The following is a 25,127-nucleotide window of genomic DNA, read 5'->3' on the forward strand; positions in this document are numbered from 1 at the left end:
CGCGACCTTGGCCGCGCCACCCCGTCCTTCCTTGCGACTTGCGCTTACTTGTTGACCACCAGGTCACCCAGGTAAGGGAAGTTCATTACGTTGACCACCGGCTTGATGTCGACGTTCTTCTTGGCACCATAAGCCAGATCTTCCCAGTGCAGCGGCACATAGGCGGCATCTTCAATCAGCATGGCTTCCACCTTCTGCAGGATGGCGGCACGCTTGGCCGGGTCTGTCTCGGTGTTCGCATCCATCACCATCTTGTCCGCTTCGGCGTTGGCATAGCCACCACAGTTGTACTGGCCCATACCAGTCTTGGCGTCCTTGGTGAAAGTCAGGAACTCGAAGAAGTTCGCGGTATCTTCGGTGTCGGAATGCCAGCCAATCAGCTGCATGTCGGCGGCGCACTTGTCAAACTCCGGCCAGTACTGGGCCACCGGCATGGTCTTCAGATCCACCTTGATGTTGATCTTGGCCAGCATGGCGGAGACAGCCTGGGCGATCTTGACGTCGTTGACGTAACGGGCAGCCGGGGAGATGAAGCTCATCTTGAAGCCCTTCTCGTAACCGGCTTCCTTCATCAGCTCCTTGGCCTTGGCCAGATCATACTGGGGCACCAGCGCCTCGTTATAGCCTGCATAGCCTTTCGGGCTCAGCTGGCCGGCCGGAGTACCGAAACCCTTGTTTATCTTGTCGACGATACCCACCTGGTTGATGGCGTAGTTGATTGCCTGACGCACGCGCTTGTCTTTCAGCGCCGGGTTGGTGTTCTGGTTCAGCTCGATGATGATGGCACGGGTACCGGACAGGGTGACCAGCTGGGAATCCTTGCCGTTCTTGACGCGCTCCAGATCGTTCGGAGCAACCGGGTAAATCATGTCCACGTCACCACCCAGCAGGGCGGCCACACGGGTGGCGTCTTCCTTGATGGGCACCACGGTCAGGTTCTCGACGTTGCCCTTGGAAGCCTTGTCCCAGTAGTTGGCATTGCGCACGTATTCCAGCTTCACGCCCTGCTCGCGGAACTTGACGCTGAACGGACCGGTACCGGAGACATTGGTCGAGGCGAAGGAGTCACCGTTCTTGACGATCTCGGCCTTGTCCTTGCCCGCTTCGGTCTTGCCGGTATAAAACTTGGAGTCCATCGGGAAGATATAGGTTACGGTCTGCAGCACCAGCGGGAACGGCTTGGCGGTGACGAGATCCACGGTGAAATCATCCACCTTCTTGGCTTCGGCGATGGGATCGAAGATCGCCTTGAAGTCAGGGGAAGCCTTCAGACGGTTGACGGTCCACACCACGTCATCGGCGGTGAAGTCGTTGCCGGAGTGGAACTTGACGCCCTTGCGCAGGTGGAAGCGGACGGTCTTGTCGTCGATACGCTCATATTTTTCGGCCAGGCGCGGCTCAAACTGCAGGTCTTGGGTGTAACGCATCAGGGGATCGAACACCAGGTGGGACATTTCCAGAGTCTGGCCGGAGAGCTGCTCCTGGGGATCCAGCGAGGTGGCATCGGAAGCGACGCCTACCTTGATATCGGCGGCAGAGACACTGAACGCGAAACCGGCGGCAAACAGCGCCATGGCAATTTTGGACAATCCTTTCTTCATTGTTTTCTCCATGCTTTTGGCTTTTTTATTGACAGACAAACCGGCGAACCGGTGCTTTCCTAGCTTGCGATTTCCAGCCCCTCGCGGGACATTCCCTTGAACTCCGGCATCAGCGAGATCAGCTTGCGGCTGTACTCATGCTCGGCATTGGTAAACAGTTTCTCGGTCTCGGCCACCTCCACCAGGTTGCCGTGCTGCATCACCCCGATGCGATCGCACATCTGGCGGATGACCGGCAGATCGTGGCTGATGAACAGCATGGTGAGGCCGAGCTCCTTCTGCAGATCCTTCAGCAAGTTGAGGATCTGGGCCTGCACCGAGACATCCAGCGCCGAGGTGGGCTCGTCGCAGATGAGGAAGCGCGGACGGGTCGCCAGGGCGCGGGCGATGGAGATGCGCTGGCGCTGACCGCCGGAGAACTCGTGGGGATACTTGACCCCGGCACCGCGGCCGAGCCCCACGTGATCCAGTAGATCGCCGACGATCCCCTCGATCTGGCTCTCGCTGTCCGCCAGTTTGTGGAAGCGGATCGGCTCGGCGATGATGTCGCGCACCTTCATCCGCGGATTCATCGACGAATAGGGGTTCTGAAACACCATCTGCATCTGGCGACGCAATGGGCGACGCTCGCTCTCGCTCTTGAGCGCAGTCAGATCGATCCCCTCGAACACGATCTTGCCGGTGTCAGGCGGATAGAGGCCGGTAATGGCACGGGCGATGGTGGATTTGCCGGAACCCGACTCTCCCACCAGACCGAAGGTCTCCCCTTCGAAGATCTCGAAGCTGATGTTGTTGCAGGCCCGCACATACTGACGGCGGCTCGGGAAGATGGAGTCCTTGGTGACGAACTTGAGATCCACGTTCTCCACCCGCAGCAGGGCTCCTTCGTATGAGCGCTCATCCTGGCTCTGGCCGAGCCAGTGGGTCTTGAGATCGATGCTGGTATCCGGAGCGCCGGCATCCTCGATATAGGAGACCAGCGGGAAGCGCACCAGCTTGACGTCGGAGCGCGGTACCGCCGAGATAAGACTGCGGGTGTAGGGATGGTTGGGAGCCCCCAGCACCTGCTCGGTGGTGCCGAATTCCACCAGATCGCCGCGATACATCACAGCCACCTTGTCAGTGACGTTGGAGACCACCCCCATGTCGTGGGTCACCAACATGCAGCCCACCTGACGCTCCTTGCACAGGGTGCGGATGAGCTGGAGGATCTGATCCTGGATGGAGACGTCCAGCGCCGTGGTCGGCTCGTCGGCGATGATGAGCTCGGGGTCGCACGACAGGGCGATGGCGATGACCACCCGCTGGCGCATGCCGCCGGAGAACTGGTGCGGATACTGCTTGATGCGCAGATCCGGATTCGGGATCCCCACCGCCCCCATCAGCTCGAGTGCCTTGTCAAAGGCCTGCTGGCGGGTCAGATCGGTATTGGCGAGGATGGTTTCAACCAGCTGATGTTCGACGGTGAACAACGGGTTGAGGGAAGTCATGGGATCCTGGAAGATGAACCCGATGCGCGAGCCGCGAATGGCCCGCATCTCGTTCTGGCTCTTGCCGGAGATAAGCTCACCGTTGAGATAGATATCGCCGCGGGCGATGCGACCGGGAGGACTCAACAGATCGATGACGGCATTGCCGATGGTGGACTTGCCGGCACCTGACTCACCCACGACGCCGACGATTTCCCCTTTTTCGATGGAGAAAGAGAGATCTTTGACTGCGGCCAGCACCCCATAGCGGGAGGGATACTCGATCCGCAAGTTCTTTACTTCGAGCAAGGACATGTTTACCTCTGCGGGGGACATCCGTCCCAAATAATTCGTCCGTAAATCAGCCGCAGATGCCGGTTGTTACCTTGGGCAATAGTTGCTCAATCCATGAGGCAGTGAAACCAGCGATCCGGGCGGGTTTTTTGCATTTTTTTGGAATAACCCGCGAGTAACTTAGACGGTTTGCCAACGGGTGTAAATGATTGAGTTATACAATTTCGCAATACTTTGCTCAGATAACCAGCAACACAGTAGATGAAAGTTATGATTTTCATCACAAATACAGCCTATAAACCCATCAATTACACTGTATCAATACTTTAATTTCAACAATGGCGCAACAGATGGCAATAAGCACTATTGCATTATTAGTAGCGAGCTTCGATTGAGTAGTGAATATTTATGTGAAATGGATTTTTACTGGCAGCATATGCCGACGAATGAAAATTAAGCAGATATAAATCGGGGAGGAGCAGAGCCGTCCTCCCCTGAAGGGGTTGCTCAGCCGAGCCAGAAGGCCAGCAATTGCATACAAAACAGGGCGAACAATCCGGCGATGAGATCGTCGAGCATGATGCCAAGCCCGCCGTGGATGCGACGGTCAAACCAGGAGATGGGCCAGGGTTTGAGCACGTCGAACAGGCGAAACAGCACGAAGCCGGCCACAACCCATTCCCAACCAGCCGGCGCCGCTATCATGGTGACACCAAAGCCTATTACCTCGTCCCAAACGATGGCGCCATGATCCGGCATGCCGATGGCATCGGTGGCGCTCTGGCAGATGCGAATTCCCGCCACAAAGCCCACCAGCAACAGGGCGATAAACCAGGGGGTAGCCAGACCACTCACCAGCAGGTAGAGCGGGATTGCGGCCAGGGTTCCCATGGTGCCCGGCGCCTTGGGGGAGAGACCGGAGCCAAAGCCCACCGCCAAAAAATGGAGCGGGTTCTTCAGGTTCAGCCGTTTCAGTTCGGGCTTTATTCTGAACAAACTCATGCGAAGTGATCCCACCCTTTCAGCGTCAGCTCGACCGGCTGCTCGCCGCGCAGATAGTCGATCCCGGGATCACCGGCCACGATGCGACCAATGCGGGTAAACTTGACGCCACTGTGAGCCAGCGCCGTATCCAGGGCACCGCGGTGTTCTTCCGGCACGGTGAAGCAGAGCTCGTAGTCGTCGCCACCGGCCAGGGCCAGTTGCCACGCCTCCTGCTCGCTCACCGCATCCTGCAGCACCGGCGAGAGAGGCAGCAGATCCAGATCGATCTGGGCCCGCACGCCGGACGCCTTGAGAATGTGGCCAAGATCCGAGGCCAACCCGTCGGAGAGATCCAGCGCACTGCCCGCCAGCCCGCGCAGAGCCTGACCGGCCAGGATGCGGGGATGGGGGTGATCGAGCCTCGGCAGAACGGCCGCCAGCTGGTTCTCGTTGAGAGTACGCTTGCCGAGCAGGTGGGAGAGCGCCAGGGCGGCGTCCCCCAGGGTGCCGGTGACATAGATGCCATCGCCGGCCCGGGCGCCGCTGCGCATCAGGGCACGTCCGGCCGGCACCGAGCCTTGCACCGAGATGGTGATGGAGAGGGGGCCACGGGTCATGTCGCCCCCGACCAGGGCCACGTTGTAGTACTCGGCAAGCTCGAGGAAACCTTCGGCAAAGCCGGCCACCCAGGACTCGTTGATGGCGGGCAGGGTCAGGGCCAGAGAGACCCAGCGCGGCTCGGCCCCCATGGCGGCGAGATCGGACAGGTTGACCGCCAGCGCCTTGTAGCCAAGATCCACCGGATCCATGTCAGGAAAGAAGTGCACGCCGCTCACCAGGGTATCCGTGCTCACCGCCAGCTGGGTATCGGGAGGCAGGGTCAGCAGGGCGCAGTCGTCTCCGGGGCCCATCACCACGTCCTTGCGGGCGTGGGGAACCTTGAAGTACTTATCAATCAGCTCAAATTCACCCATACAGTAAAAAGCCAGCAGTTAAGCTGGCTCCTCTATTAGATGCTGTTGCTGCTCTTGCTGCGAAATCGTGATCAAGGCTCATCCGCTGCCCGGGCTCCTCATGTATTTCTACACATTCCGGCCCCTGCGCTGCTCTTCACCTTGCTGACGACTTCTCGCAACAGAGCATCTATCAGCATTGAATGCTGATGAACGTCAGGATCAGCGCTTGTTCAGCGACTTGATCACCTTGTCCAGTACACCGTTGACAAACTTGTGGCTGTCATCGGCAGCAAAGGCTTTGGCCAGCTCGATCGCTTCGTTGATCACCACGCGCGGCGGCACATCATCACGACGGGTCAGCTCATAGGTCGCCAGACGCAGGATCGCCTTGTCCACCATGTCCACTTCTTCCAGCGGACGGGAGAGGAAAGGTGCAAACACCTTGTCCAGCTCGTTGCAGTGGAGCGATACCCCAAACAGCAGATCGCGGAAGTAGTTCAGGTCCACACCCTTGGTGTCCTGATCGATCTTGAACTGTTCTTCGATGTCACCCACATTGGCCTTGGTCATCTGCCACTGGTAGATGGCCTGGGTGGCGCAATGGCGGGCTTTACGGCGCTCGGACGGTTTCAATGCATTTCTCCTCGTTACACGTCCAGTTCTTTCAGGACGTTGATCATTTCGAGCGCTGCCAGTGCAGCCTCTGCACCCTTGTTACCCGCCTTGGTACCTGCACGCTCGATGGCTTGTTCAATGTTTTCAGTGGTCAGTACGCCGAAGGCAACCGGAATTTCATATTCCATCATTACCTGGGCCATGCCCTTGCTGTTCTCGTTGGCGACCAGATCGAAGTGGTAGGTGCCGCCACGGATGACGGTGCCGACCGCCACGATGGCGTCGTATTGACCACTCTTGGCCAGTTTCTTGATGACCAGTGGCATTTCAACCGCACCCGGCACTTTCACCAGGGTCAGGTTGCTGTCCTGTACCTGACCTTGACGCTTCAGTACGTCCACTGCGCCACTCACCAGGCTGTCGTTGATGAAGCTGTTGAAGCGGGCAACGACAATCGCAACGCGCGCTGCTGGAGCGGCAATATTTCCTTCGATAACCTTCATTGGAAATCCTGTATCTGTGCAATCAAAAGGGCCGGAGTCAAAAGTGCGCACATTCTAGCACAACAGACCCACGACAAAAACCATGGCCGCAACAGGCGGCCATGATAGTGATTTAAGCGAAACGAGGCGCTTATTCGCCGACGTATTCCACCACTTCCAGGCCAAAACCGCCGAGGGCGTGGTACTTCTTCGGCGAGCTCAGCAGGCGCATCTTGCCCACCCCCAGCGCCTTGAGGATCTGGGAGCCGACGCCGACCCGGCGCGAGGTGCCTTGCCACTTGGCCCCTTCCGGTGCCAGCCCCTTGTCGGCGGCCTCGAACCCCTTGACCCGGGCCAGCAGCTCGGCGCCATGGGCTTCTGCTCCCAGGATCACCAGCACCCCGCCCTCGTCGGCGATGCGGGCCATGGATTTGGGCAGCGGCCAGCTGCGTGCAGCATGACGGTCGGTCAGCAGCAGATCGCTCAGCACGTCGTGCAGATGGACCCGCACCAGGGTCGGCTGATCCGCCTGCACCTCGCCTTTTTTCAACGCGAAGTGAACCTGGTTGTCGATGGTGTCGCGGAAGGTGACGAGGTCGAACTCGCCATATTCGGTGGGCAGCTTGCATTCGGCCACCTTCTCGACCGTGGTCTCGTGCTGGTTGCGGTACTCGATGAGATCCGCAATGGTGCCAAGCTTGATGCCGTGCTGCTCGGCGAAGATCTCGAGGTCCGGGCGGCGCGCCATGGTGCCATCCTCGTTGAGGATCTCGACGATGACGGAGGCCGCCTCGTAACCGGCCAGACGAGCCAGGTCACAACCCGCCTCGGTGTGGCCGGCGCGGGTCAGCACACCGCCATCCTGCGCCATCAGCGGGAAGATATGGCCCGGCTGCACCAGATCGGAGGCCTTGGCGTCCGGCGCCACGGCCGCCCGTACGGTCACGGCGCGATCGGCGGCGGAGATGCCGGTAGTGACCCCTTCAGCCGCTTCGATGGTCACGGTGAAGGCGGTGGAGAACTGGGCGTTGTTGCGATCGACCATCAGCGGCAGCGCCAGCTGCTTGCAGCGATCCCGGGTCAGGGTCAGGCAGATGAGACCGCGGCCATAGCGGGCCATGAAGTTGATGTCTTCCGGGCGGACACAGGAGGCGGCCATGATGAGGTCCCCTTCGTTCTCCCTATCTTCGTCGTCCATCAGGATCACCATCTTGCCAGCCTTGATATCGGCAATGATTTCCTGGGTTGTGCTCAGCGCCATGGGCTACTCCATCAATGTGCGTGGGGATTGAGCCTGCGGGCTCAACTCGACCTGGGTTTATGTGGCTCTAGATTGGGGCTCCCTGGCCCATTTCAATCGGAGCGGGATCACAGAACGGCGTTTTGCTTCGCCTCAGAGAAAACCGGCCTTGGCCAGCTTCTCCAGAGTCAGGTTAGAGGCCGTGCTCTCCTGGCTCTTGCCCATCATCAGCCGCTCCAGATAGCGGGCAATCTGATCCACCTCGAGGTTAACCCGCCGGCCCGGTTTCCACTGGGCTATGGTGGTCTCCTGAGCGGTGTGGGGCACTATGGTCAGGCGAAACAGATCCCCCTGCACCGCGTTGACCGTGAGGCTGATGCCATCCACCGCGATGGATCCCTTCTCGGCGATATAGCGGGAGAGTTCCGCCGGCGTTGCGATCCAGTATTCGATAGCGCGACCGCTGCTGGCGACGCTTTTCACTTCCCCTACCCCATCTACATGGCCGGAGACCAAATGACCGCCGAGGCGGGAGGTGGGCATCAAGGCCTTCTCGAGGTTGACCCGCTCCCCCACCCTGGCCTCGGCAAAGCCGGTACGCGACAGGGTCTCCAGCGACACATCGGCGGTGTAGCTCTTGTCACCCAGGGCCACCACGGTAAGGCAGACGCCGTTGGTAGCGATGGAGTCGCCGAGTTTCACGTCGCTAAAATCCAGGGTCGGCGCGTACACCGTGAGGGCCATGTCCTCGCCCTGGCGGCGCAGGCTGGCCAGGGTTCCCACCGCTTCGATAATTCCGGTAAACATGCAGATCACCTTGCTGATGACGGGGCCAGCCCGGCCCCGCAGAAAATGGAAAAATCAGGCCATGTTGGCAGCCATGCGAATGGATTGCTTTGCAATCAACCCGCCAGCCAAACAGCCTCAAGACGCAGCCAACAGGCTCGTCAGGCAATCTTGGCAGTGATGCGAATATCCTGCCCCACCAGCCGCACATCCTTGATGTTGAGCTTGGGTGCCTGGAACAGCCGGATCAGCCCGGGCAGATGGAACAGGCCACGCCCCTCATCCCCCATCAGCTTGGGCGCCTGATAGAGCACCAACTCATCCACCAGTCCCTTGTCCAGCAGGGCGCCACACAGGCGCGGGCCCGCCTCCACCAGCACTGAGTTGACGTTTTGCTTGGCCAGTTGCATGAAGAGGCTGACCAGATCGAGCCTCCCCTCGTGCAACGGCAACTCCAGCTGCTGTACCCACTCGGGCCAATCTCCGTACGCCTTGTGACGGGCCAGCAGCACAGGGCTCTCGCTCTGGAACAGGGGCAAGTCCGGGGTCAGCCGGTTTTGTGAATCGACGATGACCCGCAGCGGCTGGCGCAGGGTCTCCTTGGGATAGGCGGCCTTGACCGAGGAGGGCAGCTCATCCCAGCGCACAGTCAGGGAGGCGCCATCAGCCAACACGGTTTCGGCGCTGGAGAGCACCGCATCGTGGCGAGCCCGCAGCCGCTGCACGTCGCGGCGCGCATCAGGGGAGGTGATCCACTGGCTCTCGCCGCTCGCCATGGCGGTGCGGCCATCGAGACTGGCGCCAAGCTTGACCGTCACCAGCGGAAACGCGGTGCGCATCCGCTTGAAAAAGCCCGGGTTGAGCGCCTCGGCCTCGGCAGCCAACAGGCCGAAATCAGCCTTGATCCCCGCCTCGGAGAGCATCCGCAGGCCGCGACCGGCCACCTGGGGGTTGGGATCTACCATGGCAGCCACCACCCGGCTCACGCCGGCCTTGATTAGCGCCTCGGCGCAGGGCGGGGTACGACCATGGTGGGAACAGGGTTCCAGGGTCACGTAGGCGGTGGCACCGCGGGCCTTTTCACCCGCGGCATGCAGGGCATAGACCTCGGCATGGGGTTCACCGGCACGCTGGTGCCAGCCCTCCCCCACCACTTCGCCGGCCTTGACCAGCACGGCGCCGACACAGGGGTTGGGCGCCGTGGTATAGCGGCCACGACGGGCCAGTTCGAGGGCCCGGCTCATCCATCGGTAATCGTCTTGACTAAACATCTGGGCTCCCGTTACAGGCGAGAAAAGAGGGTCATTCATACAAAGCCTGACGCAGGCTTACTTCTCCAGCTTGGCAATCTCTTCGCCAAACTCGCGAATATCTTCAAAGCTGCGGTAGACGGAGGCGAAACGGATATAGGCCACCTTGTCGAGCCCCTTGAGTTCGTCCATCACCAGATTGCCTACCAGCTCGGAGGCGACTTCACGCTCGCCGGTGGCGCGCAGGCGAGACTTGATATGGTTGACCGCCTTTTCGATGGCCTCCATGCTCACCGGGCGCTTCTCCAGCGCCCGCAGAATGCCGGCGCGCAGCTTGTCCTCGTTGAACGGCTCGCGCGAGCCGTTGCTCTTGATGACCCGCGGCATCACCAGCTCGGCCATCTCGAAGGTGGTGAAGCGTTCATGGCAGAGCAGACACTCACGACGGCGGCGCACCTGATGGCCTTCGGCCACCAGGCGAGAATCGATCACCTTGGTATCAACGGCACTACAGAAAGGGCAATGCATCGGACCTCCGGCGTTAACAGAAACGGGCTCCTGCCCCGCGGGGCCAGGCACTAGGCCGCTCAGTGTAACACGGCCATGGAAAACCGGTAAAAGCCCTGAAAAAACAATGCCACCCGAGGGTGGCATTGCTATTCAACCTAAAAGGTCAGGCGGATTATGCATAAACCGGGAAACGGCGGCAGATGTCCAGCACCTTCTCGCGGGTGTTGGCCAGCACTTCGTCGTTGTCGTGGTTGTCCAGCACGTCGCAGATCCAGTGGGTCAGCTGGATGGATTCGGCTTCCTTGAAACCGCGGCGGGTGATGGCCGGGGTACCAATACGCACACCGGAGGTGACGAACGGGGAACGCGGATCGTTCGGCACCGAGTTCTTGTTGACGGTGATGTTGGCTTTGCCCAGCGCTGCGTCGGCGTCCTTACCGGTCAGCTCGCGGCCGATCAGGTCAACCAGCATCAGATGGTTGTCGGTACCGCCGGAGACGATCTTGTAACCGCGCTCGATGAAGGTGGCGGCCATCGCCTTGGCGTTTTTCACGACCTGGGCCTGATAAGTCTTGAACTCGGGCTCCAGCGCCTCTTTGAAGGCGACGGCCTTGCCGGCGATGACGTGCATCAGCGGGCCACCCTGACCACCCGGGAAGACGGCAGAGTTGAGCTTCTTGTACAGATCTTCGTCGTCAGCGGCGGAGAGGATCAGACCACCGCGCGGACCGGCCAGGGTCTTGTGGGTGGTGGAGGTGACCACGTGAGCATGGGGAACCGGGTTCGGGTAGACGCCAGCGGCGATGAGGCCAGCCACGTGAGCCATGTCGACGAACAGCCAGGCACCGATCTTGTCGGCGATCTCGCGCATGCGGGCCCAGTCGACGATGCCGGAGTAGGCGGAGAAGCCACCGATCATCATCTTCGGCTTGTGCTCAACGGCCAGACGCTCCATCTCGTCGTAATCGATCTTGCCGGACTCGTCGATGCCGTAGGGAATGATGTTGTACAGCTTGCCGGAGAAGTTGACCGGGGAGCCGTGGGTCAGGTGACCGCCGTGGGCCAGGTTCATGCCCAGCACTGTATCGCCCGGCTGCAGCAGGGCCATGTAGACGGCGCTGTTGGCCTGGGAGCCGGAGTGCGGCTGCACGTTGGCGTAGGTGGCACCGAACAGCTCTTTGGCGCGCTCGATGGCCAGGGTTTCGACCACATCCACATACTCGCAACCACCGTAGTAGCGCTTGGCCGGGTAGCCTTCGGCGTACTTGTTGGTCAGCTGGGAGCCCTGGGCTTCCATGACGCGGGGGCTGGTGTAGTTCTCAGACGCAATCAGCTCGATATGCTCTTCCTGACGACGGGTCTCGTCTGTGATGGCCTGCCACAATTGCGGATCATAATTGGCGATGGTCATGTCACGTTTCAACATCCGTTTCTCTCCTGAAAATCGTTTGCGCGTTAGGTGAAGTGGGCCAGCGCATTGTAACGTGAGCTGGATCAAAGAGACAGTCCAACCACCTAAAAAAATGTTGAATTTATGTTGTAAAAAACGAGTGCGATCACGTCTTCAGATCTGAAGGCCCCCTCCTCGATCAGGATGCCGGGGGAACATGGTGTGAAAGCCACGCTTCCAACGCTTGCTGCGCCGCCTCGAAACGCCCCCTCAATGTGCCAGGATCCCCCTCTCCTGCCTCCAGCGCGGCGCAGTAATCGGCAAATTCTCCGAGCCCCAGGGCCAGGGCGCTCCCATTGAGCTTGTGGGCCAGAGATCGCCTCTGCTCTTCGTCATCGCTTTGCTCCAGCCTGGTGACCAGCTCGCCCCCCTGGCTGGCGAACAACTCGGCCAGCTGGCGGATGCGCGGCCCGCCCAGCAGGTGCAGGTCAGCTTCCAGCACCGGGTTGGCGATCCGCGTCGGCTCAGCCGGGACGGGCTGCAAACCCTGCTCGACAAGCAGTGGTGCGGCAGGCTCGCCCTCTTCCTGAAACAGGCGTTCGATGGCGCTGGCCAGGGCCGCCAGGCGCACCGGCTTGCCGACAAAATCGGCAAATCCGGCGGCGAGACAGTGGCGGATATCCTCGGGGTACATCTGGGCCGAGATGGCGATGGCAGGCAGGCCGCAGCCATGCTCCTCCTCGCTGATGGCGACCAGATCCTCGCGCAACGTCATGCCATCCATGTCCGGCAGGTTGATGTCGAGCAGGGCCAGCTCGAAGGGGCGCTCGGTCACCCGCGCCAGCGCAGTGCGTCCGTCTTCGGCCAGAGTGACCTTGTGGCCGAGGCGTGCCAGCATGCCCTGGGCTACCAGCCGGTTGATCTCGTTATCCTCCACCAGCAGGATCTCCCGCGGCTGACCGAGGCGCACCGGCTGGGAGCTCGTCGGCAACCGGGCGGCCGAGCGCTGCAGTGGCAGGCTGAAGCTGAATTCACAGCCCTGACCCGGTTCGCTGGAGAGATTGAGCTCTCCGCCCATGGCGGCCACCAGCCGGCGGCTGATGGCAAGCCCAAGCCCTGTGCCCCCCTGATGGCCCATGTCCCGCTTGCGCTGGCGGAAGGCCTCGAACACCGCCTCCTGCTCCCCCGCCGGGATGCCGGGGCCCGTGTCTTTCACCACAAAACGGATGCAAGGCTCGGCGCAGGGGCCTGCACAGGCAAGAGGGGCCACCACCAGGGTGATGTGCCCCTCGCCAGTGAACTTGACCGCATTGCCCAACAGGTTCGCGAGCACCTGGCGCAGCTTGCCCACATCCCCCTCCACCACGGGGGGGAGCGAGGGGGCATACTCCAGCGCCAGCGCCACCCCTTTTCCCTCGGCCTTCGGTCTGAACAGGGCAATAAGCTCATCGGCGAGCTGATGGAGGGGGAAGGGCTCGCGACGCGCCTCCACATGGCCCGCCTCTATCTTGGAGTAGTCGAGGATGTCGTTGAGGATCTCCAGCAGGGATTCGCCGCTGTGCTCGATGGCGGCCAGATAGCGCTGCTGGGTCTCGCTGAGATGGGTGTCCTCCAGCAGGGTGAGGCCGCCCAGTATGCCGTTCATGGGGGTGCGAATTTCGTGGCTCATGGTGGCGAGGAACACCGACTTGGCACGATTGGCCTGCTCCGCCTCGGCACGGGCCAGCCGCTGCTTCTCCACCTCTTCGTTGAGGCGCGCATTGGCATGGCTGAGCTGCTCCGTGCGCTCCTCGACCCGCGACTCCAGCTCCCGCTGGTAGCGGCCAAGTTCGATGGCATTGTCACGAAACACCTGCAGTGCTCGCGCAAGCTCCGCCAGCTCGTCGCGCCCCGCTTCCCCGACCGGCGTCAACGGCGTCAGATCCCCCTTGGCCAGGCGACTCATTCCCTCCACCGCATGCTGCAGCGGCCAGACGATGCGACCATAAACCATGCGCCACATCAGCAGGATGAGCAGCACCAGGGTGAACAGGCCGATCACCATCAGGGCCTGCTCCAGCAGTTGCAACCGGGCGCTCAGGGCCTGCTGGCTCTCCCCCAGGGAGTCCCGGGCCTTGTTCACCAGGCTACCGACCTGACGGTTGAGACTCTCCATCAGGGCCTCGTTGGCGGCGGCCAGCACCCGCAGCGCCTCCCCTTTGCCGAGCCAGTCGCTGCGCAGTTGCACCAGCCGATCGCTTTGCTCCAGCACAGTCAGCGCCTGCTCGACCGCCTGGCGGCGCGCCGGATCCGTCACAGCCCCGGATCGCAACCGCAGGATGGCCAGCTCACGGCGCACGTCCTGCAACAGGGTTTGCAGCCCCTCCTGCTGCTCGCTGCGCCAGATCTCCTCGATGCGCTGCTGTTGCATCAGGGTACGATGACGTAGCTCCGTCATCTGCTCCAGCCAGTCGAGATCCTGCTCCAGCAGCCGATCGATCGCCCGACCTGCAGACCGTCCTTGCAGTGAATAGAGGGAGCCGAGCCCCGCCACCATCACGGTTTCAGCGTTCTCCATCTGGCTGCGGGCCAGCTCCGCCACCTGACCGGCGGCCGCCACCAGGCGGGAGCGCAGGGCACTACCTTCAGCCATTAACGTGAGCCGCTCCCCTACCAGCCAGCCCTGCTGGCCCAGGTTGCCGATGATGGTCTGGCTGAGCTGGTGCAACTCATCGGGCGTCTGCTTGCCACCCCCATGGCCCAGTTGCTCCAGCACGCGCTGCATCTGCTGCCCCTGCAGGGTGAGCAGCCGCCCCTGATGCTCCCGCTCCCCTTCGCTGGTCGCGGAGGCCAGCAGGTGGGAGGAGCTCTGGATCTCGCCGCTCAGCCGCGCCAGGGTGCGGGCCAGCTCCTGATCCGCCAGGGTCTGCTGTACCCCCTGCTCCAGCTGACGCAGATGAGTGAGCCCGATCCACCCCAGCAGGGAGGCGCTCAGGGTCAACAGCGCCATCAGGGAGAAGGCCAGCAACAACTTGCCGCCCAGGCCGGAAAAGATTCTCACGGGAAGTACCTTGGTTGTGGTCGACTTTGACCGGATAATATGGCTCCACACTTTAACAAAACCCCTGGCCATGCGAAGCGTCTATCTCTCCCTGTTGCTCATCTTGCTCCCGGCCTGTGTCCACGCCTTCGAGGTGGATCACTGGCCCGACGGCACCTTCAGCGGCCAACCGGTCAGCCTCGACTGGCCAGCGCCAGCCCCCCTTGCGCGCCCCCTGACCCTGTGCGCCCTCTATCCCCATCTACGCGACGCCTACTGGCTGTCGGTCAATCAGGGCATGGTGGAAGAGGCAAAGCGGCTCGGCGTGAAACTGCGCATTCATGAGGCGGGCGGTTACGGCGCCATTGCCGAACAGCGCCAGCAGTTGCAGCAGTGCGTGAGCGAGGGGAGCGACGCCATCCTGCTCGGCGCGGTGAGCTACGACGGCCTGAACGAGGCGATCACCGCCAGCCCGCTGCCGGTATTCGGCCTGGTCAATGATCTGCCTGCCGGGCTGGTGCGGGCCAAGGTGGGGGTCTCCTGGTACCAGATGGGCTGGCAGATTGGCCACTGGCTGGCAAAGCGCCACCCTGCCGGCAGCCCGCCGGTCTCGGTGGCCCTTTTCCCCGGCCCGCAGGCGAGCGGCGGCAACAACTTCGTCGAGCCGGGTTTTGCCGACGGCATCAAGGGAAGCGCCATCAGACTGGTGACCACGGCGCGCGGTGACAACAGCCGCGAGATCCAGCGTACTCTGGTGCAGCAAACCCTGGCCCGCCATCCTGACCTCGACTATCTGGTGGGTGGTGCCATCGCCGCCGAAGTGGCGGTCAACGAGCTGGCGCAGCGCCAGCTCGATCGTCCCAAAGTGCTGAGCACCTACTTCAGCCACGGGGTCCAGCGCGGCCTGCGCCGGGGCAAGATCCTGACCGCCAACAGCGATCAGATGCGCCAGCAAGGGCGCCTCGCTGTGGCCCAGGCAGTCTGCCTGCTGCAAAAGCCCGATGCTGGCGAACGCCAGTGCCCGCGAGTGATGGGCCCCCCCATCCTGACCCTGGAGGCCCCTCTGGCCGACCCGGGCAACTCCTTGTCTGATGGCGCCTTTCGCCCCGTCTACCGGGTCGGTACCGACGCCAGCGGCAAGTAACGCCACCAAACTCAAGGAAGAAGAGATGAGAACATTGCATGCAAGCTGCCTGTGCGGCGCCGTCGCCCTGACCCTGCCGGATCAATTCGACTACATGGGCAACTGCCATTGCTCCGAGTGCCGCAAGTTTTCAGGGGCGGATTACGCCTCCGTCGGCGGGCTGGATGGTGACAAGGTCAACGTGGTGAAGGGCATTGATGCCATCACCCGCTATCAGAAATCGGCGGAGACGACCCTTGCCTTCTGCCGCCACTGCGGCTCCAGCCTGTTCAGTCAGAAACGCAGCAGCGGCAAGATCAATCTGAGGCTGGGAGTGCTGGACGAGGCGCCCAGCCAGCGCCCCGCCTTTCACATCTTCGTCGGCTCCAAGGCGCCCTGGCACCAGATAGGGGGCGACTGCCCGCAGTTCGACACCCGGCCACCGGCCTGAGTCCCTCTGATATAACGGCCTGCGCGAGGAAAAGCACCAGGCCCTGATATGGCGCCCTTGCTTTTAAGAGGCTATCTCGCCGGCAAACAGGTAGCCTTCCCCGTGAACTGTGACAAACAGCTGGGGATCCCGGGGATCCTGCTCCATCTTGCCCCGCAGCCGGCGGATCAGCACGTCTATGGTGCGATCGCTCGGGCCATCGCCGCGGTGGCTGGTGAGGGCCAGGATCCGCTCCCGACTCAGCACCCGCCCGGCGTTGGCGATAAAGGCCACCAGCACTTCGTACTCCGCCTTGGTCAGGCGCACCGGCACCCCGTCCTTGCTGAGCTGGCGACGGGGAATATCGAAGCGCCAGGGACCAAAACGCACCGCATCGTCGGCCGGGGCCGGCTCGCACGGCTGGGCTGCGGCCAACGAGATGCGCCATAGCAGGTTCTTGACCCGCACCAGCAGTTCCCTGAGCTCGAATGGTTTGGTGACATAGTCGTCGGCTCCCATCTCGAGGCCCACTATCCTGTCCACCGCATCGCTGCGACCGGTCACCAGGATGATCCCCACTGTGCTGCGGGCGCGCAGTTCACGGGTCAGCAGCAAGCCATCCTCCCCCGGCAGGTTGATGTCCAGCATCACCAGGGCCACCTCCTGCTCGGCCAGCACGGCCCGCATCTCCTGGCCGTTTTCGACCGCGGTCACCCGATAGCCTTCCCGTTCGAAATAGCCGGTCAGCTTCTCGCGGGTGACGGCATCATCTTCAACAACCAGAATGTGGTGGCTCATGGGCAAGGTCCGCGGCGTTTAACAAGGGAGGGTTATTCTATTCATATTTTGTCATAAATACCCCTATTTCATTAATTTCCGACGGCAGCCCTGTTCACAACGCCTCCCTATCATGGCCTCCATCAAAAAAGTGATGTGAGAGACCATTATGAAAAAACTGTGGCATTTCCTGCGCACACCCAGCCGTCGCTGGTCGGTGCTGGCGCTGGTTCTGGCCGGCGTCGGGGTCACCCTGGCCGGTACCGTTGGCTTGCACTACGGCTTCGAGAAGACCAGTACCCTCGAGTTCTGTATCTCCTGCCATACCATGAAGGACACCGTCTACCCCGAGTACAAGGAGTCCATTCACTTCAAGAACGCCTCCGGCGTCCAGGCCGTCTGTACCGACTGCCACCAGCCGAAGGACTTCGTCGGCAAGGTAGCCCGCAAGATGGAGGCGGCCAACGACCTCTATCAGCAGTACATCGGTCACAGCATCGACACCCAGGAGAAGTTTGAAGACAGGCGTCTGCACCTGGCCGAGAAGGTCTGGGCGCGCATGAGCAGCCAGAACTCCAAGACCTGCAAGTCCTGCCACAGCTACGACAACATGGACCACGCCAAGCAGTCTCCTGCCGCCGCCAAGGCGATGACCGAGGCCGCCGCGAAGAACATGAACTGCATCGAGTGCCACAAGGGCATCGCTCACGAACTGCCGAACATGGCGGGCGGCTTCCGTGCCACCTACGCCACCCTGGCAAGCGAAGCCCAGCAGGCACCGGCCGCCGAGACCCTCTACACCCTGGGTGAGAAGGATCTCTACGAAAGCGAAGAGAGCACCGATCCGGTCGGCAAGCTGCTGCCCGCCTCCCGCATCGAAGTCGTGGCCCGCAGCGGCGATCGCCTCAAGGTGACCATCGAAGGCTGGCGCGAAACCGAAGGCAAGGGCCGCGTGCTGAGCGAGTACATGGGCAAGCGAGTCTTCGTGGCCACCATCCGTGACGAGCTCAAGGCAAACGAGAAGATCCTGAAACAGGAAACTGACAGCGCCACCCATATCAAGTGGGAACAGGTGCAGGTTCAGGCCTGGGTCGATGGCAAGGGCCTCGAATCCTCCCTCAAACCGATCTGGGATTATGCCGGCGAGATGTACAAGTCCACCTGCAACTCCTGCCACGCGGCGCCGGATCCGGCTCACTTCACCGCCAACGGCTGGATCTCGGGTCTCAAGGCCATGTCTGCCTACTATCGCCTGAGCAAGGAAGAGGAGCGCACCCTGCTCAAGTACCTGCAAAACCATGCCGCCGATACCGGTGGTCAGGGCAGCCACTAATTCCGGATTCGAAAGAGGAATAACAAGATGATCAATATTTCCCGTCGTGGTTTTCTGGGTGGCTTGCTGGCCAGCGGTGCCAGTGCCCTGATCGGCCCCTCCCTGCTCGGTCGCGCCGTGATGGCCGCCGAGTCCGGCGAAAAACTGGTGCAGTCCGGCTCCCACTGGGGCGCCTTCCGCGCCCGTGTGGTCAACGGCCGCTGGGTCGAGACCCTGCCGTTCGAGCATGACAAGCATCCGACCGAGATGCTCAAGGCCCTGAGTGAAGTGGTCTACAACCCCTCCCGCATCCGCTACCCCATGGTGCGTCTGGACTGGCTGCGCAAGGGCCACCAGTCCGACACCAGCGAGCGCGGCCAGAACCGCTTCGTGCGGGTAACCTGGTCCCAGGCGCTGGACTTCTTCTATCACGAGCTGGAGCGGGTGCAGAAGACCTATGGCCCGAGCGCCCTCTACGCCGGTCACTCAGGCTGGCAGTCGGTCGGCAAGCTGCACTCCGCCGGCGCCATGCTGGGCCGCGCCATGAACCTGCACGGTACCTATCTGGCCAAGGCCGGTGACTACTCCACCGGCGCCGCCCAGGTGATCCTGCCCCACGTGGCGGGCGCCATGGAGGTGTACGAGCAGCAGACTTCCTGGCCCCTGGTGCTGGAGCACAGCAAGACCATCGTCATCTGGGGTTCCGATCCCATCAAGAACCTGCAGGTGGGCTGGCTGGTGCCGGATCACAGCGTCTACGAATACTGGGAACAGCTGAAAGAGAAAGTGGCCAAGGGCGAGATCAGGGTCATCAGCGTCGACCCGGTCAAGTCCAAAACCCAGAAGTACCTCAATTGCGATCAGGTTACCCTGAACCCGCAGACCGACGTGCCCCTGATGCTGGGTATCGCCCATACCCTCTACAGCGAAAAGCGTCACGACGAGGACTTCCTCAAGAACTACACCACCGGCTTTGACAAGTTCCTGCCCTATCTGCTGGGCACCAAGGATGGCCAGGTGAAGGATGCCGAGTGGGCCTCCGCCATCTGTGGCGTGCCTGCCGAGACCATTCGCGAGCTGGCGCGCACCATGGCCAGCGGCCGCACCCAGCTCATCGGCGGCTGGTGTGTGCAGCGTATGCACCACGGCGAACAGTACGCCTGGATGCTGGTGGTACTGGCCTCCATGCTGGGCCAAATTGGCCTGCCGGGGGGCGGCTACGGTTTTGGCTGGCACTACAACGGCGCCGGTACCATCACTTCTACCGGTCCCATCATGTCCGGCTTCAGCTCCGTCATTCCCGGGGTCAAGCCGCTGCACAACGGCGACTGGAAGGGCTACTCCAAGTTCATCCCGGTGGCCCGTTTCGTCGACTGCATCCTGAACCCGGGCAAGACCATCGCCTTCAACGGTCAGACCATCACCTACCCGGAGATGAAAATGGCGGTGTTCTGCGGCAACAACCCGTTCCACCACCAGCAGGATCGCAACAAGATGATCGCCGCCTGGCGCAAGCTGGAAACCGTGGTGAGCGTGGATCACCAGTGGACCGCCAGCTGCCGCTTCGCCGATATCGTGCTGCCGGCCACCACCACCTATGAGCGGGATGACATCGAGCAGTGGGGTTCCCACTCCAACGCCGGCATCCTGGCCATGCACAAGGTGGTCGAGCCGCTGTTCGAGGCGCGCGACGACTACGACATCTTCGCCGACCTGTGCCGTCGCTTCGATCGCGAGGCCGAGTTCACCGGTGGCAAGACCAAGCTGGAGTGGATCCAGAGCATCTATGACGATGCCCGCCTGCAGGGCCGCGGCATCGGCATCCGCCTGCCCCGCTTCAGCCAGTTCTGGCACGGTGAAGGTTTCGTTACCTTCCCGGCGGGCAAGCCCTGGGTGCGTCACGAGTCGTTCCGTCAGGAGCCGGATCTGGAACCGCTGGGCACCCCGTCCGGTCTTATCGAGATCTACTCCAAGACCATCGCCGACTACGGTTACGCGGATTGCCCGGGCCACCCGGTCTGGATCGAGCCTTACGAGCGCTCCCACGGTGGCCATGGCAGCAAGCAGTTCCCGCTGCACCTGCAATCCTGTCACCCGGACAAGCGCCTGCACAGCCAGCTCTGCTCCTCCGACAACTACCGTGCCACCTACACGGTGCAGGGTCGCGAGCCGGTCTATATGAACCCGCAGGACGCCAAGGCGCGCGGGCTCAAGGACGGGGATCTGGTGCGGGTCTTCAACGGCCGCGGTCAGGTTCTGGCCGGTCTGGTGGTGAGCGAAGACTACGCCCCCGGCGTGGTGCGCATCCAGGAAGGTGCCTGGTACGGCCCGCAGGAAGGCGGCAAGGTGGGGACTCTCTGTACCTATGGCGATCCCAACGTGCTGACCGCGGACATCGGCTCCTCCAGCCTGGCGCAGGCCACCACGGCCCACACCGCGCTGGTGGAGATCGAGAAGTTCCAAGGGCAGGCGCCAGCCGTCACCGCCTTCGGGGCACCGGAATCCGCCAAGGGCATCGATCCCATGTTCCCGGCACTGTGAACCAGGGGGACGAAAGTCCCCCCTTGAGTTTCCTTTATTTTTAAAGTCGTTAGAATCGGGAGCCTCTATGGCTCCCGATTGTCATCCACGGAGGAAAAATGCAGGAATTTATGGCTACCAGCGAACGCCGGGCCGAGCTTTACTGGTGGTTCTCCACCCTGTTCGCTGCCGAACTCAGTGATGCACAGATCGCTGAATACGACACCTACGACGTGCGCAGCTTCTTGAAGAGCCTCTCTACCCTAGACCCCATGCGCGAGGCAGTGGCCGAACTGAACGATGCCATCGCCCGCCTGCTGGTGCGTCCCGATCGCCAGCTGGAGCTCGCTGCCGACTTCGCCGGCCTGTTTCTGGTCGATCCCAAGCAGGGAGCCCTGCCCTATGAGTCGCTCTACCGCGGCGATGGCAAGCTGCTGATGCAGGCCCCCATGGCCGAGATGCAGGCGCGCCTCGATCGCCTCGGCATCAACATCAGCGAGAAGTACAAGGAGCCCGCCGATCACCTGGCCATCGAGCTGGACCTGATGGGCAACCTCATCATCCGCGCCGCCGAAGCGACCACGGCCGCCCAGCGCGAGGAGTGGCTCAAGGAGCAGGAAGCGCTGCTGCACCATCACCTGCTGGGGTGGTTCGAGCAGTTCGAGAGCGCCTGTCGCGCTGCCGACGAATTCGGCTTCTACGGGGCGAGTGCCCGTCTGCTGGGGGTATTCCTCAAGATGGATGCCAACTACCTGAGCCTGATCAAACCGGCCCAAAGCGCCGGCTAAGCCGATGAAGACAGCCCTGCTCCTGATCGCATGCTGGCTGCTGGCCCTGATCCCGCTGGATCAGGGCATTACTCCCCTCGCCGTGCTGCTGTTCAACCCGGACAGAGAACTCTACGGCACCGCCCAGCTCACCGGCTTTGCCGGCATACTGCTGACGCTCTATCTTGCCAATCTGGGCGTCGAGGTGGTGCTGCGCCGCCGCTTCCAGATAGCGGGCATGCTGGCCCTGCTGGCCTCCTGGATCGATTTCATCAATAGCAGCGGCACCGAGAGCCACTGGTTGCTGCTCTACGCCATGGCTCTGCCTTTCCACCTGATCGGCTGGCTGGTCTTCGTGCGGGGTATTCAGGCCTTCGGCCGCGAGAAGGGGTGACGGCCTACTGGCCGCCGATTTCCAGCTGCCAGCTGTCATCCCGTTCGTTGAGATAGCGGGTCAGCGGAGAGTCGCCCTGATAGCGGGGCGTTTTCTTGAACTGGAGCGGGAACGGCTCATCGACCAGCGACTGGTTCAATGAATCGGCTACCTGTTCACGCACCGATGGCGCCAGTCCAGCCCCCTGTTCCACATAGCCCTGGCCGGCAAAATCCGATTCGAACGCGGGGGCCTCAAACTGCCAGGCTGCGGCCAGCAACATCAATCCAATCATCAAACAAACTCCTCTTTATCGTCTCTCATACGCCTTGTTTTCCATATTTTTGCCGCATCTTATGCTCGAGGAAAGAGCAAGGTCGCTATTAATGCCTTTATCAGAGGGTGGATCTCTCCGTAGACGCCCTTGCTGCCTGGTCTGAACGAGGTTTTTGCCGCCCTCTGAAAACGATCACCTAACCCCAGCTGACTCCCTACCCGAGAGTTCGTGCCATACTGAAACCCACTTAAGTAACAAATCAGTCAATGCCGAGGTCTTCATGGACGGGAAGCTTTTCAATGCCGATGCCGAGGCACTCCTGACCCAGCTGTCTGATCACACCGTTCTGGAACAGCTGATGGATACGGCGCCGCTGGGCATAGGCGTATTCGATCGCGAATTTCGTTATCGCAAGGTCAACCAGGTACTGGCCGACATCAACGGCAAGAGCATCGCGGAGCACCATGGCAAGTTATTGCGGGAGGTGGTGCCCCAGCTGGCCCCTACCCTGGAGCCCATGTTTCAGCAGATCATGCGCAGCGGTGTGCCCTATGTGGATATCGCCATCTCGGGTCAAACCGCCGCTCACGGCTGCAGCTACCGACGCTGGCAAGCCACCTACAGCCCGATGCGCAATGAAAGGGGGGAGCTTAACGGGATCCTCGCCATCGTGCGGGACATCACGGAGCAGTACGAAACCGAGCAGCGGCTGCAACTGGCGATGCGCGCGGCCCAGATCGGGGTCTGGGAATGGCATGTTACAGAAGACCGTCTGCTGTTTGAGGGGCAGATTGGCTCCCTGCTGGGCCCCCGAAACAACCGCTTCCTCGGGGGGCTGCAGTCGTTCGTCGACTGTTTCGAGCCCGAATCCGGCAACCAGCTCAAGACCGCCCTGCTGGGGGATCAGCCAATCCACCTCACCTTGAGTTACATCAACCACCTTGATGAGCGTCACTGGGTCGACATCCATGCCGATCACGTCCCTGCCACCGAATCTGTCGGGCGCCGGGTGATGGGGGTGATCCACAATGCCACCGCCCGCCGCCGCCAGGAGGAGCGGCTGCACCAGGCCAACGTGGTTTTCGATACCACGGCCGAAGGGATCATCATTCTCGATCACGACCACCGCATCATCTCGGTCAACCCGGCATTCACCATGCTGACCCAGTACGACTCAGACGAGGTGATGGGGCACACTATGGACATGGTCATGCATCCGCAAACCCACGGTGCGCGCGACTATCCCTGGTATCAGCTGCAACCGGGCAACAATACCTGGCATGGCGAACGACTGTGCCTGCGCAAGGATGGCAGCTACTTCTCCTCCTGGCAGCAGATCAGCGCCGTCTACGACAGTTTCAACAACACCACTCACTTCGTGATAGCCCTCTCCGACATCAGCGCCATCCGCAAGGTCGAGGCCGAGCTCAACCATTTGGCCTACCACGATCCCCTGACGGAGCTTGGCAACCGCCATCTGTTGCAGGAGCGGCTGGCCCTTGAGCTGAAGACGGCCAAACTCAACCGAAAGCGACTGGGGCTGTTGTTTATCGACCTGGACGGCTTCAAGCTGATCAACGACAGCCTGGGCCACGGGGTCGGCGATCAGTTGCTCAAGCGCTTGGCCGAGCGGATCCACGGCTGCCTGCAAGCACACGATCTCGCAACACGGCTTGGCGGCGACGAATTTCTGGTGTTAATCCCCTATCTGGATCAGCCCGAAGAGCTGGAGATGCTGGCCAGTACCCTGTTGGATGTGCTGCGTGAGCCTGTAGAACTGGCCCATGAGCAGGTCGCCATCTCCGCCAGTATCGGGATCGCCCTCTACCCGGACCATGCCGATACGCCCGAGAGCCTGATCAGCGCAGCAGACAGCGCCATGTACGAAGCCAAGAGCCAGGGGCGCAACGGCTACCAGTTCTATACCCCCAGCATGGCCGCCCGTGCCCGGGAAAGAATGCAGATGGAACAAGGGCTGCTCAAGGCACTGGAGCAGGATCAACTCTGCATCTTCTACCAACCCATGACCGACCTCACCACTGGCCACCTGAGTGGACTGGAGGCCCTGATACGCTGGCAACACCCCCATGAGGGGATGATCGCTCCGACCCGCTTTATTCCGGTGGCGGAAGAGTGCGGACTGATCGAAAAAATCGGGGAGTGGGTGATGCGCAGCGCTTGCCGCCAAGGGCAGCGCTGGCTGGCGGCAGGTCTTGACGTACCCCGCCTCTCGGTCAATGTATCGGTGCGGGAGATGCGCTCCCCCGGTTATGTTGAACGGGTCGCCGCCATCCTGAAGGAGACCGGATTCCCGTCAGAGCGGCTGGAAATCGAAGTGACCGAGAGCATCATTCAGCGGGTCGATCAGAGCCTTGAACTCTTCACCCGACTGAAAAACCTCGGGGTGCAGATCGCCATCGACGACTTTGGCACCGGCTTCTCATCCCTGAGCCTGCTAAAAAGCCTGCCCATCGATCGCATCAAGATAGATCGCGCCTTCGTCCAGGCGCTACCCGATGACAAGAACAGCCGCGAGCTGTGCCGGACCATCATCAATCTGGCGGACAGCCTGGATATGGAGGTCACGGCGGAAGGGATCGAGACCCAGGCCCAGTATGCCTTCTTGCAGTCGCTCAACTGCGGTGAAGGTCAGGGCTATCTGTTCAGCAAGCCGCTACAGGTGGAGCATATGAGCCACCGGCTGGCTCCGCCCCCCCAATCCTAGGTCACACCATTGAAACAGGCCCTCGGTACAGCAAATGCCGGGGGCCGATTTTTCCTACCCCCTAACTGACAATCGGATAAAAAAACGCCCTCCATGGGCGTTTCGTTGCAAAGACTTTCCCCTCTGTCATCCCCTGTGTACCGGAGCGGAGCATCGCCTATCCAAAAGTCTAATTGCCCCCCCATGCCAAAGGTATAAGTTGTTACTCAATTATTAAAAGGATGTTT

21 protein-coding genes are annotated in these 25,127 nt (G+C 61.6%); 7 read left to right on the forward strand and 14 right to left on the reverse strand.

Annotation, left to right across the window (positions count from 1 at the left end; translation table 11 throughout):
- Positions 1-44: 44 nt before the first annotated feature.
- From ACB028_RS05980 to torS, 12 genes are all read right to left on the reverse strand, one after another.
- A complete protein-coding gene (locus tag ACB028_RS05980; protein ID WP_042028116.1) occupies positions 45-1,601 on the reverse strand; it encodes an ABC transporter substrate-binding protein in 1,557 nt (518 codons plus the stop codon).
- Positions 1,602-1,660: 59 nt separating this feature from the next.
- Positions 1,661-3,385, reverse strand: coding sequence for an ABC transporter ATP-binding protein (locus ACB028_RS05985; RefSeq protein ID WP_201980058.1), 1,725 nt, complete (start codon positions 3,383-3,385; stop codon positions 1,661-1,663).
- A gap of 486 nt (positions 3,386-3,871) precedes the next feature.
- Positions 3,872-4,366, reverse strand: coding sequence for a phosphatidylglycerophosphatase A (locus tag ACB028_RS05990; protein WP_124239044.1), 495 nt, complete (start codon positions 4,364-4,366; stop codon positions 3,872-3,874).
- The gene (gene thiL / locus ACB028_RS05995) at positions 4,363-5,322 is read right to left on the reverse strand and encodes a thiamine-phosphate kinase (protein WP_342013081.1); all 960 of its coding nucleotides are present in this window, start codon (positions 5,320-5,322) and stop codon (positions 4,363-4,365) included. The genes ACB028_RS05990 and thiL overlap by 4 nt, the downstream gene beginning before the upstream one ends.
- A gap of 201 nt (positions 5,323-5,523) precedes the next feature.
- Positions 5,524-5,937 (reverse strand): transcription antitermination factor NusB, encoded by a 414-nt coding sequence (gene nusB / locus ACB028_RS06000; RefSeq protein WP_026456816.1) that lies wholly within the window; start codon positions 5,935-5,937, stop codon positions 5,524-5,526.
- A gap of 14 nt (positions 5,938-5,951) precedes the next feature.
- On the reverse strand, positions 5,952-6,422 hold the full coding sequence (gene ribE, locus ACB028_RS06005; RefSeq protein WP_026456817.1) for a 6,7-dimethyl-8-ribityllumazine synthase: 471 nt from the start codon (positions 6,420-6,422) through the stop codon (positions 5,952-5,954).
- A 130-nt stretch (positions 6,423-6,552) separates the two neighbouring features.
- Complete coding sequence (ribBA, locus tag ACB028_RS06010; RefSeq protein ID WP_371143748.1) at positions 6,553-7,662, reverse strand: bifunctional 3,4-dihydroxy-2-butanone-4-phosphate synthase/GTP cyclohydrolase II; 1,110 nt, start codon at positions 7,660-7,662, stop codon at positions 6,553-6,555.
- A 132-nt stretch (positions 7,663-7,794) separates the two neighbouring features.
- Positions 7,795-8,448: a riboflavin synthase gene (locus ACB028_RS06015; protein WP_371143749.1), complete on the reverse strand. Its 654-nt coding sequence runs from the start codon at positions 8,446-8,448 to the stop codon at positions 7,795-7,797.
- 140 nt (positions 8,449-8,588) lie between these two features.
- Entirely contained in the window at positions 8,589-9,698 is a 1,110-nt protein-coding gene (gene ribD / locus ACB028_RS06020; RefSeq protein ID WP_371143750.1) for a bifunctional diaminohydroxyphosphoribosylaminopyrimidine deaminase/5-amino-6-(5-phosphoribosylamino)uracil reductase RibD, read from the reverse strand.
- Positions 9,699-9,755: 57 nt separating this feature from the next.
- Complete coding sequence (gene nrdR, locus ACB028_RS06025; RefSeq protein ID WP_005298086.1) at positions 9,756-10,205, reverse strand: transcriptional regulator NrdR; 450 nt, start codon at positions 10,203-10,205, stop codon at positions 9,756-9,758.
- A 154-nt stretch (positions 10,206-10,359) separates the two neighbouring features.
- Positions 10,360-11,613: a serine hydroxymethyltransferase gene (gene glyA, locus ACB028_RS06030; protein WP_201940678.1), complete on the reverse strand. Its 1,254-nt coding sequence runs from the start codon at positions 11,611-11,613 to the stop codon at positions 10,360-10,362.
- Positions 11,614-11,776: 163 nt separating this feature from the next.
- Positions 11,777-14,617, reverse strand: coding sequence for a TMAO reductase system sensor histidine kinase/response regulator TorS (torS, locus tag ACB028_RS06035; RefSeq protein ID WP_371143751.1), 2,841 nt, complete (start codon positions 14,615-14,617; stop codon positions 11,777-11,779).
- A gap of 70 nt (positions 14,618-14,687) precedes the next feature.
- Between torS and torT the strand changes: the two genes are divergently transcribed.
- A complete protein-coding gene (torT, locus tag ACB028_RS06040) occupies positions 14,688-15,740 on the forward strand; it encodes a TMAO reductase system periplasmic protein TorT (RefSeq protein WP_371143752.1) in 1,053 nt (350 codons plus the stop codon).
- A gap of 25 nt (positions 15,741-15,765) precedes the next feature.
- The gene (locus tag ACB028_RS06045) at positions 15,766-16,170 is read left to right on the forward strand and encodes a GFA family protein (RefSeq protein WP_371143753.1); all 405 of its coding nucleotides are present in this window, start codon (positions 15,766-15,768) and stop codon (positions 16,168-16,170) included.
- A 63-nt stretch (positions 16,171-16,233) separates the two neighbouring features.
- Here the strand turns inward: ACB028_RS06045 and torR are convergent, their stop codons facing one another.
- Complete coding sequence (gene torR / locus ACB028_RS06050; protein WP_201980008.1) at positions 16,234-16,947, reverse strand: two-component system response regulator TorR; 714 nt, start codon at positions 16,945-16,947, stop codon at positions 16,234-16,236.
- Positions 16,948-17,095: 148 nt separating this feature from the next.
- Between torR and torC the strand changes: the two genes are divergently transcribed.
- The 4 genes from torC to ACB028_RS06070 all read left to right on the forward strand — a co-directional run bounded on the left by torC (position 17,096) and on the right by ACB028_RS06070 (position 21,919).
- Positions 17,096-18,259, forward strand: coding sequence for a pentaheme c-type cytochrome TorC (torC, locus tag ACB028_RS06055; RefSeq protein ID WP_042028133.1), 1,164 nt, complete (start codon positions 17,096-17,098; stop codon positions 18,257-18,259).
- Between the two features lie 27 nt (positions 18,260-18,286).
- Positions 18,287-20,779 carry a trimethylamine-N-oxide reductase TorA gene (torA, locus tag ACB028_RS06060; RefSeq protein ID WP_371143754.1) on the forward strand — a complete coding sequence of 831 codons (2,493 nt, stop codon included), beginning with the start codon at positions 18,287-18,289 and terminating at the stop codon, positions 20,777-20,779.
- A 98-nt stretch (positions 20,780-20,877) separates the two neighbouring features.
- On the forward strand, positions 20,878-21,546 hold the full coding sequence (gene torD / locus ACB028_RS06065; RefSeq protein ID WP_042028135.1) for a molecular chaperone TorD: 669 nt from the start codon (positions 20,878-20,880) through the stop codon (positions 21,544-21,546).
- A gap of 4 nt (positions 21,547-21,550) precedes the next feature.
- Positions 21,551-21,919 (forward strand): hypothetical protein, encoded by a 369-nt coding sequence (locus ACB028_RS06070; RefSeq protein ID WP_124239054.1) that lies wholly within the window; start codon positions 21,551-21,553, stop codon positions 21,917-21,919.
- 4 nt (positions 21,920-21,923) lie between these two features.
- Here ACB028_RS06070 and ACB028_RS06075 read toward each other — a convergent pair whose 3' ends face one another.
- The gene (locus tag ACB028_RS06075) at positions 21,924-22,193 is read right to left on the reverse strand and encodes a hypothetical protein (protein ID WP_042028137.1); all 270 of its coding nucleotides are present in this window, start codon (positions 22,191-22,193) and stop codon (positions 21,924-21,926) included.
- 262 nt (positions 22,194-22,455) lie between these two features.
- Between ACB028_RS06075 and ACB028_RS06080 the strand changes: the two genes are divergently transcribed.
- Positions 22,456-24,900: a GGDEF and EAL domain-containing protein gene (locus ACB028_RS06080; RefSeq protein ID WP_223378908.1), complete on the forward strand. Its 2,445-nt coding sequence runs from the start codon at positions 22,456-22,458 to the stop codon at positions 24,898-24,900.
- The last annotated feature ends 227 nt before the right edge of the window (positions 24,901-25,127 follow it).

The organism is Aeromonas sp. S9(2024) (assembly GCF_041403185.1).
Taxonomy (GTDB): domain Bacteria; phylum Pseudomonadota; class Gammaproteobacteria; order Enterobacterales; family Aeromonadaceae; genus Aeromonas; species Aeromonas enteropelogenes.